Origin of the sequence: Parapedobacter soli, assembly GCF_025460835.1 — a bacterium.
GTDB lineage: Bacteria > Bacteroidota > Bacteroidia > Sphingobacteriales > Sphingobacteriaceae > Parapedobacter > Parapedobacter soli.
Genome location: NZ_JAMXAY010000005.1, coordinates 58,070 through 71,056 on the forward strand (window position 1 = coordinate 58,070; position 12,987 = coordinate 71,056).

Here is a 12,987-nt window from a genome sequence, read left to right on the forward strand (position 1 = left end):
CCGCGGCTATGAAATAATGATGGAGCCTGCATCGCGCCGCGGCTGCTGCCCCCCACGCAATACCGTGTTGCCCTCGAATTTCTGTGCTTGGTCAATCTGGATTTCCTTGGCAAGCATCCCTTCGTCCAACTGGCCGCTTTGGGCAAACGCCGTTACTGCATTCCCGTAGCAAACCAAGTCGATTGTTTCGCGGCTTATGCCGCTTTTTACCATCAGTGCCGCTGTCTTGGGCACCGCCAGCGGGTCGCTGATTCCCCAATCCGCCGCGGAGTTGACCATAATACGTTCGGGGCCATACTCTTTGACGAGCTGCACCATGCGCTCATTGCCCATTTTGGTGAACGGATAAATCGTAAATGCTGCCCAGAAACCCCTGTCGAGCACCTCCTTTACCGTTTCTTCCGTATTATGGTCTATGATGACCATCTTGGGGTCGAGCCCGTGCTCAAGGGCAATATCCATGCTGCGCGATGTACCGCGTGTTTTATCGCGGTGTGGGGTATGCACCTGTACGGGTAGCCCGGCCTCCTTTGCCAGCTCTAGTTGTAGGCGGTAATATTTTTCTTCCGCGGCAGTTTGGTCGTCAAACCCGATTTCGCCAATGCCGACCACCCCTTCTTTATAGATATAGAAAGGCAACAACTCCATTACCTGCTCGGCCAATGCTTCGTTGTTCGCCTCGCGTGAGTTCAGCCCGATGGTACAGAAGTGGCGGATGCCGAATTGTGACGACCGGAATCGCTCCCAACCAATCAGGCTGCTGTAATAATCGCGGAACGTATCGATACCCGTCCGTGGTTGCCCCACCCAAAACGCCGGTTCGATCAAGCCGACGATACCCGCATCGGCCATAGCCTGGTAGTCGTCGGTAGTTCGCGAAACCATGTGGATATGCGGGTCGAAAAACCGAAACCCCTTGACTAGTTCTAAGTCCAACGCTATGCGCTCTCCCATAGACGCACGGTCCTGCTCATGATAACTGCACATTATTATATCGTTATTTGTAGTATCTTTTAAATTATTGCTCCCACGCTTCCCAGGGGGTACCGCGGCTTTCCGAAAACGACGCGGGCACCTCATGCTCCTTGAGGTAACGTTGGGCCGGGTCATAATCGCTATGTGCGAATGCATACGCTATCGCTTGCCTTTCGAGTGGCTGGCGGCTTTCTATTGCCAACTGCGACATCAAATCAAATGCCCGCTCACCGATAAACGGACCCACGAGAATCCACAGCATCGGGTTAATCTCGCGCTGCGCAGCATGGCGCTCATACGCATAGTCTGTCAACGACTGTGCCAAGCGTAAATTGTTTCGCTGTCTGAGGCCGGTGATGCCGGCGATATCCTCATCCGTAAAAAAAGCCTTGAGTACCATCTGGTTCCACGATTCTTCATCGAGAAAACGCGCCGGATACGGATTGTTCACAATCACGGTATGCCGCACAGAGCCAATATTACTCCGTATCCCTTCCTTGCAGCGCTCGCGCCATGCTTCCGGGTAATGATAAACCGGTAGCGCAGCGTAAAGAGCCACCAGCTCTTCCATCTCACCATATTTGAACAGCTGCTCAATCAACCGTACATAAGCCGCTTCATCCAGCTTCGGAATACGGGTCAATAGCCACACCCGGGCCAGCTTCACCACCGACCACTCCGTCACCACCAATGAAAGCCCGCCCGGCCCTTCATAGGGCTCACCTAAGGAAATTGCCGTCGGAGTATCTCCCGACTTGAGTTGCCGCGGCAACGATGTGAATACCCTAGCAATTACGCCCGGGGTTGGGTTGTCGGCGAGTCCTCCAACCTGAGATGAGAGCCATTGCCACGCCGGTGCATTAAGGTGCGATTTTAATGCCTTACCGATGGCATCATCGGTAGCCACACTGCTTGTATTTACGTCCACATTATCCCCCTTTCAATGAAAAGAATCGTGCAATCCACAAAATTACGATTTTAAAACACTCCGTCAAGCCCGAACACCCTGTCGTTTGTCACAAAATCACCTAGTTAATCACCTACTTACGCCGGTATTGGCTTATGTGTGCTGATGGCGAGGCGGTTCCACACGTTAATTGTGGCAACGGCCATAATAACCTGTGCCAAGTAGTGTTCTCCCAGAATTTCCAGGGCGGCGTCATAGGTCGCTTTGGTGAGACCTTGCTCGCTGATCAACGTGACCTCCTCGGTTACTTGCAAAAGGATACGCTCTTCTTCTGTGAACAGCTCGGTTTCGCGCCATGCGCTGAGCAGGAAGATGCGTTGCGGGGTTTCCCCGTATTTCAGCGCATCTTTAGTATGCATGTCAAGGCAGAAAGCACAGCCATTGAGCTGCGACGCCCGGATTTTAATCAGTTCTTTATGGATGGGCGTAAGCTGCGACTGCGCCAAGTACTTTTCCAATGCGCGTACAGCTTCATAAGCTTGGGGCTCAAGTTGATCGATCGAAATACGTTTTTCCATGATGTGATTTATTAAGATGGCATAAAGATACCGTCTTATTCCAGGAAAACGCACTTATAGGCCGTAAAAACCATATCCATCGGACAAAAAATTCATTTACTTACTTCCCCATGACCAACCTGGTTTGTGCTTCGCCGTCAATCAGGCGTACTAACAGGTCGCCTTCCTTACGCATATCCCGGTCGATTGCAAGCACCACTTGACTCGTTCCCGGTGATAGCGAAGCGGTGAGGGCCCCATCTTGGATAGCTGCGGATTTTTCATCTACCCAGGCCGTTATGCCCGCACCGTCATTAAAACTGAACGTAACATCTCCCGGCGTAAGAACTTCAACCTGGAATTTCACCAAACTGATGCGTTTATTTTCGTCGACGCCCACAATTGGCAGCTCATCGATTGGCAATGCACCGGATGCGGTGCTGTACAACGACCTGCCTCCAAATGCGTTGTCTTGAGACACGGCCCCAATGCCTCCCGCCTTGATCTTATCCCGAAGCTCATCGTTGACGGATACAGCGTGCCACAGCCGCACAAATCGCTCGGTGGGCACCCTGAAGCTCCCCGACTTGCCCAGCTTGGAAAGGTAACTCACCAGATCGATGAACTCCTGCTTATCCAGGCTTGCGGTGAGGCCCGGCGGCATGAGCGATCCCGGTATCTTTTCCCGCGTTTCGATACTTTCTTTCGGTATGGCAATCTCTTGGCCTGTAACATTGCGTACTATGATCTCACTAGGCCTGTCGGTAACCAGGTATCCCATCATTTCGCTACCGTCGGTACGTACCACGCGCTGCAATTCGTATCCCTCTTTGATAGACTCCGTGGGGTAGATAATGGACTTTATGATTGTTTCGGCGGGCGAGCTGGTTCCAAGACTGCTCAAGTCGGGCCCTATCAGTCCACCTGCGCCGCCAATGGCATGGCAGGTCATACAAGCGAGTTCCCGTTTGCGGAAAATCAGTTCGCCCTGCACGGGGCTTCCTTTCCGCTGTGCTTCCGAAGCCAGCTCTTTGATCTGTTCGGCATCGAGGTCTTGCGGCATGCGCTCGGCCGGCAGCACCCCGCCGGACGCTTCCAAACCCTGGATTAGTAACTTGACGTCATCTTTCTCCCTACGATCCCAAGGTACCGAGGTTTGCAGATGCTGACGCACGGCTACCGCTACCTCTTCTGGGATACGGGTATTTACAAGTACACGGGCTAATGCGTTTGTGCGTCCACCATCGGTAAGGAAAGCGTCGAATACCCCATGGGCTTGCTCCGGGTTATCCAGCTTATCCATCAGTCCCACACCAATCTTAGCGGCTGTGGCCGCGTTGAGCTGTGCCAGTTGCGAAACGGCAATCAGCCGGAGGTCTAGCGGCTGCTGCCCCACTGCGATATCTTTCAGGAGCATTTCTGCCGCTCCCGGATTTATCGCTGCCAATGCACCCATTGCCGTCTTGGCGTAGTTTCGGTTTTTGTGTATAACAAACTTTTTCAGCTGGGGTTCGAGTACTTTGACTTTTAACGCCCCGGCAGCCCGCATCGCCGCCATGGTAGTGGCTTCATCAGTGCCATCAATAACTTCTTGAAGGCGGCCTAACCCACGGTTTGCTACAACCTGCCGATTCACTGCTGCGTTTTCGATTGCGGCTAATTCGCCGGAAATATCAGACTGTCCTCCGGAAAACCTTTCCATGGCGACATCCAGCACATCGTTCAGCTCATCTATCCCTCCTCGCTTTCCAATGGCCGATAGCACGTCTTTCCGATACTGCTGCGGAACCTCACCCTGCTTATACAGCTGTGTTAAAATCGCGATGGCATCGGCACTGGCGGCAGACTTCAACGCGTATGATGTTTTAGCGGGATCGCCGAAATACGTGGGGTCGTTTTTGAGATTCGCGAGCCACTCGGGTTCTAGTTGCCTTAAGGTTTGCCACAATGCGAAGTCTAGGAATTCGTCCATGGGCTGGTCCAATACGTCGAGGGCCGTTTTCGCGGCCGCGGCGGTGTTCAAGTCGCGGAGTGCGATTACGGCTTCAAGGCGTACCTGGGGATGCGTATCGATGACTGCTTTTTGCAGGACAGCATCTAAGTTGTCCACTTCTTCGTGCCAGAGCTGCAACGACCGCAGCGCCCCGCTCCGCACTTGGTGGCTTTGTGCGTTCAACAGGTCTTCCAACAGCTGGCCATTATACGTGTCAATTGCTTGAAACACCCACAAACCCTCAAGTTTCAATCGCTCGTATTCATCATTTTTACGATTAAGGCCGTCTATCCACTTTTGGAGAGGTGTGGCGACTTCCCCGGCACCCTTTTCTTTCAGCAGCTGCCGTGCTTGCTCACGTGTCCACATCTCCGGCGCCTCCAAAGCTTCTAGAAGGTTTTCAACCGATGCGCCTACCAGTTTCGGTTTCTTCACCATTGCTTTCCGCTTGGCGGTGATGCGCCATATACGGCCCCGTTCCCTATCGCGCCGGGGGTCGTGGAAATCTACTTCTCCGTGCTGGATAATTGGATTATACCAATCGGCAATGTATATCGCTCCATCGGGCCCTAGGGAAATATCTACCGGCCGGAATGCCACATGGTCTGTCCAAAGCAGGTCGGGCATCTGTTTGGACGCGTAGCCGCTACCCTGCTCCTCCAGCTCAAAGCGGTTGACCCTGTTGGCGCGGAAGTCATTCGTAATCAAGCTTCCTGCCCATGATTCGGGCAGGTGTCTCCCCGATACGATTTCCAACCCCGAGTGTTTGGGCTGACCGGGATTCAGTCCACGGAGTATTTCTTCGGCACCCGGCGATGCCAGGAAGGTGGCACCTGGGAACGCATAGTTGATCCCTTCCTCTCCGGCCCCATCGGTAAGGAACGATTGGCCATAGCGGTCGAAGCGCAACCCCCACGGGTTCACCAGGCCCTTTGCGTAAACATCGAGCTCCCGTGTCTGCGGATTGAGCTTCCATACGCCTCCACCCTCCAAGCGCCGGATTCCCCACGGGGTTTCGACGTGGCTATGGATATAAATCGACTGGTTGAAGTAAAGCCGCCCCTCGGGACCCCACCGGAATGTATGGATGAGGTGGTGGGTGTCGCCCGTCCCGAATCCGTCTAATATCCTTCTGCGGGTATCCGCTTTGCCGTCGCCGTCCGTATCTGACAGGTGAAGGATTTCCGTAGCATTTGCCACGTAAACCCCACCATCACCCGGTAGGATCCCTGTAGGTTGGTTCAGCCCTTCTGCAAAAACAGTAGATTTGTCTGCAACCCCGTCGCCGTCGGTATCTTCGAGAATGAATACCTTATCGTTGGCCTCTTCCCCCGTTTTAAGGTGCGGATAGGCGGTACTGCTGATTACCCACAAGCGCCCCGCAGCGTCCCAATTCATCTGAATGGGCTTTGCCACAAGCGGTTCTGATGCAAAAAGGGTTACTTCAAACCCATCAGCAACCTGGAAGGATTGGAGCTCATGCCGGGGATCATCTTCCGCATACTCGGTGGGCCCATCCGGGCTGGTAGAGCAGGCGGCCAGCATCAGCACCGGTACGGCCAGTAACCTTGGAAAAGACGGCAACACACGCATCAATTTCATCTCAATTATTTTTTAGTTACCCCAGCTATATTATCCCTTCAACGGAGTGAGTTCATATGTTTTAACGGTTGGCTTCCTATGCAGGTTGATTTGGCCTTCAAGCCAGGTGATGATAAAGTCCATATCCTTAAGGCCCTGCTCGTGCCTACCCTGCTCGTATTGCCTAAAACCCAAGATATAGGTCCGGTTCAACGGACGGTACTGCTGGAAGAACAATTCATTCTTCTTGACAATATATTCGCAGAGCCTTTCGGCCCGTTCCTGTGATACTCCGTGGTCTAAAACAATGCCTTTTGCCCAATCGTCGGCGGAGGCCGTAACTAGCTGCCGCCCGTTTTCGGTTAAGGTGTAAAACCCATCTTTCAATCCGTCTACCCGGACAGACGTCGATGCATTTGCCGCAGGTTTCACCGAGCCTTTTACCGGTAGTGGGAGGATAGATTCTTCGATGCTGAATGCGATTTTCCCATCCTTATCTGAAATAACCTTGGCCGGGCCGGAGATTGCCGCTGTGGACCGGGATGCGTTGATGGTTACCGTCGATCCGCGGGGAGACCATCCAAAAGCCTCTTCCAGTACCTGGGCGAGGTAATAATAGCCGGCATCGTTCAAATGGATCCCGTTATCGAGATAAAAGTCACTTGTGTTTTGGGCCAGGGGCGTATAAAGATCAACGTACTTTTTTTTGCGTTTTGAAGCGATCGACGAAATCGCCCCAGCATACAGCTTTAAGTTCTCGTTTTGGACAGCCGTGTTTTCCGGACTGCCGGCGAGTTTCACGGGAATGGTTGATAACAGTATAGTCTGCGCTCCTAGTACGTCGATTGAGTCGATAATTATTTCCAGCCCCTTGGTAAACTCATCGAGTCCTGCTTTCCCCTTTTGGGATTCTACACCGCCATAAGCAATCAACACATGGTTGGGGGCGGTGCTCCGGATTTGTTGGAACAATTGCTGATAGGCTGTGGGTGGCGTTGTGAACGTGCTACGGGCCTCGGCGTACACATTGTCGCCAGTCCATCCAAGGTTGCGGAAAGTGAGATCCTTATCGGGCCAGCGGCTAGAAATGGTAAACTCGATGTAGCCGTCCTGTAGCTCGTTCTCGAAGAGCGAGCCACCTAGGAATAGGATGCGTTCATTTTGTTTGAATTCTAGCGGAGCGGTACTACCCAATCGCTGTGCCGGAAGATCTAAACATGTACCGGCGAGCAGTGTGCCGATGATTCCACTGGCAAATAGAAATAACTTTATCTTAAGCATTCGGTATTTGATTAACTAGTTGTTTTTAAAGCTTTACTCGGTTCCATCATTGAAAAACACCCACAGGCCATCTTTTCCGGCCACGATAACGTCGTTCCTCCCCGTGCCTCTCAGGTCGGCCACCTGCATATAAATGCCGGTACCTTTGCCCACGCCCGGCGGGCCGTAAGCAATTATATTCTTAACGAATGATCTGCCATCCCAAGTGAAATAGTACAATCCGACATCATCGTACGCACCCGGGTCGCCGTCGTTGTGTGCCCGGTAACGTTTACCTGTGATTAATTCCGGCTTTCCATCGCCGGTGATATCGGCCCAGACCAACTCATGGTACTGCGACGCCGCTTCATCGATCACATGCTTCTTAAAGGACCGCTTGCCCTCGGCATCAATCTGCTGCTCGTACCAATAAATACCATAATTGTGTGCGGTACCGGCGATTAGGTCATTTTTGCCGTCGCCGTTCAGGTCAGCCACAATGATGGGGATACTGGCATATTGACCCATATCAAAATCGGGGTGAAATACCCATTGGTTGTCTCCTTTGTTCTCAATCCACCCGTTTTTGACAACGAAGTCGCCCAACCCATCCCCGTTTATATCGCCGAAACCGATTCCGTGACTTTTGTAATCGCCCACTTCGTAGCGGACGAATTTTCCGGGTCCTTCGAGTTTGAAATAGTGCAGGGCTGTGTTAGGTGTGTTAGGCACGATTTCCACCACGCCATCGCCATCCAGGTCCCATCCCCTCACGGTTTCGACATTACCCACTTTGGCGATTTCGTGGGCTGGCCATTCGGCGTTCGTCCCCGGATTTTCGTGCCAACGCAATGCTTCGCCGAACCAACCGCCGGTAACAAAGTCTATCCGACCGTCCCCGTTCACATCTAAAGGGATGGTCGCAAAGTCGTCGAAATATTCTCCAAATGCCGGCTGTTGCCCCAATCGATGACGTTTGCGGAAAATGGTGCCGACATCGCCGTTGTTCTTGTAAATAAAATCACCCGACACAAGGTCGGGCCGGCCATCGCCATCCACGTCTATTACGCCAACAGACTCAAAGCTCTCAGCAGCGACAAAATACGGCGTAAACGTTACTTTCTGGTGTTGGGCGTACAATATAGAGGCAGTAGCAACACATAGAACCGTGCATAGCCCCGCGACCCGAGCCGCAACGCAACACCTATTATCAAAAAATCTAGACATATCCGGCCTTCTTTACTTATGGTTATAAACAAAAACTCATTCCGCTTGCGCCAAGACATACCTGCCTGGCAACATTTTATAATGCAACAGACCATTTCGTTCCACCAGCTTCTGAATACTAGGGTACCGGCTGGTATCCACCGCTTCTTCGGGCGTCAATTGCAACAACGCCACGCTATTGGGGGGAACGGTGACTTCCAGCCGCAGCTGGCCGTCTTTACGCGACCATTTCGACTTGATGGTGCCTACCGGCGATTCAAACGACGCCTGGGCCCAAGTTAAATCTGTCGCAGCGGGCAGTGGTGGGCGGATAATGAATTGTTGGAACCCGGGGTAATCGGGATTGCGCTTGATGCCTGCTACGCCATCGATATACCAAGCACCGGGATAAAGGTATGAACTGTGCAATAACGAGTGCCCAGGAAGGTCCTTCTCCCACATCTCCCATATCGTTGTTGCACCATTTTCTTTCATATAACCCCAGCTGGGGTAGGTCGTCTGCGACACCATGCTATAAATCAGGTCGTCCCGACCTTCCTCGCGGAGCAGTTTAAAAAGCAGTGCGCCACCTGTGATACCGGCATGGATATGGCCGCCCTTTACGTCAAGGATCTCCTTCTCCAAGCGCTGCATCACTTTGTTGCGAAGCGATGCAGGTGGAATGTCAGCCAACAGGGCCGCAGCAAGGTTGGCCATAGATCCATCCGCATAGCTATGATCCGCTGCATTGAAAAAGCGGGCATGCACCGCTTTGGCCGACGCTTCAGCCTGTGCTTCCCACGCGGATGCTTCGGCTCCACGGCCGGTAACTCGTGCAATTTTTGCCGCCGTACGCAAGTTGAACACGTAATAGGCATTATTCAGGCAAAGTGTTTCGGGTTTGTCGTTGTTCATCCCTTCGGCCGTGGCATTGGGCCAAAGCCAGTCGCCCAGAAAATCCCATTGACCGCCAAACCGTTGCAGCAAATCATCTTTTGTATGCGATTTCAGGAATGCTAACCAACCTTGGATGAGTTCGAAATTATCCTCCAGTACAAGCCTGTCGCCGTAATGCTGATACATGAACCAGGGTAGCGTAACCACGATTCCACCCCATGCCGGGCCGCCCCCGCCCCAGTAGGTAGGGGCGGTATGGGGTAGCACACCGTTATTCAAGAGCCGGCCACTGGTTACCACTTTGCGGGCGTAGTTGGTGTCGAGCATATTACCCACCATGGGCTCCGTACCTTGCACATCGCGCCAGTCTTGCATCCATTTGGTATAAAAAGCGCCCAAGTGGTAATTGAACATACCTGTTTCGCTCGTTGCATGGGCATCACCCCCGTACCCCATACGCTCACGCTGCGGGCAATCGACAATAAAGCCACCGAGCGACAAGTTCTCAAATGTCCACCGCACCCGATCATATATCCAGTTCTGCAACGTATCCGACGATTCAAACTGCGCAGCATTTCCATAATCCGTACGGACCATCCACCCCCGTATATCATTGATATCCGGCGCCACGTCCAATCCTGTAATGGTGATCCACCGGCCCGAGCTGTAGTTGAAACGGTTGCGGAATATGCCCTTGCCGGTAGCACCGATCACATACGCACTATGCAGGTTGAACGTCATATCATCCTGTTCCCGCTCGGAGTACAGGAACCGGATGGTATCGCCTTCTTGTCCCTTCACACCCACTTCCGTCCATCCGGCGAAGTTGACTCCCATGTCTACCCGGTAGGAGCCGTCGGCCCGTTCTTCGATATTTACGGGGCGGATTTCATCAAATAGTCGGTTGCCCGCTACCAGCTGGGGCGAAAGCGCCAGGTTAGGCGTGTATTCGGTAGCGGGTTTCCAAGTGGTTTCGTCGCAGGTTGTCTTGTTCCAGTCGGCAATTTCTTTCCGGGCATCCCAAAGTTCACCACCCATATTCCTGAAATCCCACTTTCCAAGCAGCCGATTGGGGCTGGGGTGCGTTTTCCAAGTAGCATCGGTCACAACGGTCACTACCGGTTGGTCATCATCATTCGGCGATACCTCGTCATAAATCGCTACTTGTGCAGTCACAATTGGCGTAAGTGGCCGATCCTCGTGGAGGATGTATCCCGGGAAAATCGACCACGAAGTTCCCAGCCAAAGGGCAATCACATTGCTGCCGCGTTTGAGTTTATCAGCGATATCGTAGGCGACGTACCGGGCCCGTTTGGTATGGTCGGTTACGGCAGGCGCGAGCACCTCGTCGCCAATACGCTCCCCATTAACATACAATTCATGATACCCTACAGAAGCCACTAATATCGTCGCTTTCCCCGGCCGCTTACGAAGCTCCACCGTTTTCCTGAACCAGGGGTCGGTGATGTTGTTCTCACTCGCCTTGCGATCATATAATTCATCGCTCCCGATCCATTGGGCCTTCCATTCGCCAGGATCGAACAAGCCCGTTGTCCAATAGGCGGGTTTACTCCATGCCGACACTATTCCCCGCTCATCCTTGACTTGAACTTTCCAATGGTAGGTGCGATCGGAATGTAATTTCTTACCACCGTATGCAATATGCTGCATTTGGTCTGAAGTCACCCAGCCGCTATCCCACACATCTCCATTCTCTTTAGCCAAATGCCGAGCGGCTGAGGCCACCAAAATGCGATAGGCTGTCTGCCGTTGCCCAAACATGGTGTTGTCTGAGGCTTCCAGCACCCAGCTTAATCGTGGCGACTGTATATTTATTGCGGTCGGATTTTCAAGGTATTCACAGCGGAGGCCTATTGGAAATACCGAGCTCACCGATTTTGTGGATGCCGATGCGTTCGTCGAAAGAATCACACCAAAAACTGACCATATCAGAAGCAGTAAGTATCGGTTCATAACCTCAAGATTAACAAAGTTGGTAAGCCGGTAAAGATAATAGGAAAAGACAAACCTACCATCCTGTTCCGTTATGCGAACCAATCAAAATATTATTTTAAAACAAATAATTCACCCCGGCCAGGAGGGATATCGACCGGTAGCGAATTAAGGTTATCACCCCAAATAACTATTTGCCCTGTTTGATTGTCCAACTTCCCCACTTGAAAAGAATCCATAAGCGTAACCGTGCTTGACGCCGCATTGTCATAATCAGTATTGACCAGCAAAAGCAAGCGCTCTCCACTGTCGTTATCTTTAAATTCACCTACCAAAAGCCCGCCAGACACTGATTTCAGCAAATCGGAATCCGATAATTTGTCCAAATAATCATCATGTAATATATTACCCGTGTGATAAATTTTTTGTGAAGAAGTGTTCAATAATCTATTTCCGACATGTAAAGTCTCGACGTTAAGCGTTGCAACATCGTTGAATAAATGGTTTGGTGTCCCTTCTTCATCAAAAATACCACCAATGGTGTTATAGTAGGAAATGCCCTTGGCACCAAAAGCTAATGCAATATAATTTTGCACCGCAATCTGTTCAATGGTAATATCACCGACTTTACCATCTAAAATATCTCCCATCAACTGGGTATATAGCCAAAAAGGAATTTCCCGTTCGATTGCCTTTTTACGTATATAGCCCCAATCTTTCCATAATTTGGAATCTTCCAGTTCGACACCTTGTTTTATGTCCTGCTCGTAGACATAATAATTTGTACAAAGGATAGGGGGATCAACTACGGACAACAAGTCGTCAATATACCTAGTATACTGCCCATTCTCCCACGTATACGTTGGGCTGTAAGATTGGAGTGTCACGACCAAAAACAATTTTCCGGGATCGTAACGTTTTAAGAGATCCATATCCCGCCGGACTTGGGCCAACTGCTCTGAAAATGGCTCATCCCAAATATAATACCCGGCAAAAGACCGGTACTTACTATATCGTTCGACGGCTTCGATAACGCTTGCCGTGGTTGTCTTCGCTATCATTTCGTCGTAGTTCTGAAAACCTCCAAACCTGGAATAGTCTTGGACAATAACGTTCAAGTCCACATCTTCGGCAATTTGTAGGGCTTGCAAGCTTCCCTCGGGGGTAGTGAAAGTGGTTTCAAAATGTGTGAGATTAGCTTTTTTCGTGTTTTCCAAAACCTTGCGGTAGTAAGTGGCGGGTCCCCCCGGGACGCCGTGAAATGTGCTTATAACAAAACTTTGCTGGCGAAATGGTCGAGGTATACGCTCAGCAACCAGCTCAAACCGGATATCCTTGCCCTGTACAAGAAGCCCGAAGGAGTCGATGTTTTCCAAATCTAACTGTAACTGGTCATTTTCTGAGTCTGCTAGTTCAACGGCATCAGGGAGCGAGAACAACAGCCGGACATCGGTGATATCCTGGTCTTCATAAAATGTCAGTTTCACCTGCTTTCCCCTATTATTAATGTTGATATCAACGACATCAATATTCGTGATATGTATAGCGTCAATAAAAACCGATGCGGCCGGCTCGCCTTTCGTTTTGCTACAGGCAATAGAAAAATAAAGCACAAATATCAGATTGCCTAATATTTTCATGTTATACAGATTAAAATG

8 protein-coding genes are annotated in these 12,987 nt (G+C 51.3%); all 8 read right to left on the bottom strand.

Annotated elements, in window-relative coordinates; all coding sequences use genetic code 11:
* Window positions 1-6 precede the first annotated feature (6 nt).
* Window positions 7-987 (bottom strand): TatD family hydrolase, encoded by a 981-nt coding sequence (locus NGM62_RS03880; RefSeq protein ID WP_262245917.1) that lies wholly within the window; start codon window positions 985-987, stop codon window positions 7-9.
* 31 nt (window positions 988-1,018) lie between these two features.
* On the bottom strand, window positions 1,019-1,903 hold the full coding sequence (locus NGM62_RS03885) for an EboA domain-containing protein (RefSeq protein ID WP_262245919.1): 885 nt from the start codon (window positions 1,901-1,903) through the stop codon (window positions 1,019-1,021).
* 116 nt (window positions 1,904-2,019) lie between these two features.
* Window positions 2,020-2,460, bottom strand: coding sequence for a carboxymuconolactone decarboxylase family protein (locus NGM62_RS03890; RefSeq protein ID WP_262245921.1), 441 nt, complete (start codon window positions 2,458-2,460; stop codon window positions 2,020-2,022).
* A gap of 100 nt (window positions 2,461-2,560) precedes the next feature.
* Window positions 2,561-6,034, bottom strand: coding sequence for a PVC-type heme-binding CxxCH protein (locus tag NGM62_RS03895; protein WP_262245923.1), 3,474 nt, complete (start codon window positions 6,032-6,034; stop codon window positions 2,561-2,563).
* Window positions 6,035-6,064: 30 nt separating this feature from the next.
* Window positions 6,065-7,294: a GDSL-type esterase/lipase family protein gene (locus NGM62_RS03900; RefSeq protein ID WP_262245924.1), complete on the bottom strand. Its 1,230-nt coding sequence runs from the start codon at window positions 7,292-7,294 to the stop codon at window positions 6,065-6,067.
* 33 nt (window positions 7,295-7,327) lie between these two features.
* On the bottom strand, window positions 7,328-8,500 hold the full coding sequence (locus NGM62_RS03905; protein WP_262245926.1) for an FG-GAP repeat domain-containing protein: 1,173 nt from the start codon (window positions 8,498-8,500) through the stop codon (window positions 7,328-7,330).
* Between the two features lie 36 nt (window positions 8,501-8,536).
* On the bottom strand, window positions 8,537-11,350 hold the full coding sequence (locus NGM62_RS03910) for a glycoside hydrolase family 78 protein (protein WP_262245928.1): 2,814 nt from the start codon (window positions 11,348-11,350) through the stop codon (window positions 8,537-8,539).
* Window positions 11,351-11,442: 92 nt separating this feature from the next.
* Window positions 11,443-12,969 (bottom strand): hypothetical protein, encoded by a 1,527-nt coding sequence (locus NGM62_RS03915; RefSeq protein ID WP_262245929.1) that lies wholly within the window; start codon window positions 12,967-12,969, stop codon window positions 11,443-11,445.
* Between the last annotated feature and the right edge of the window lie 18 nt (window positions 12,970-12,987).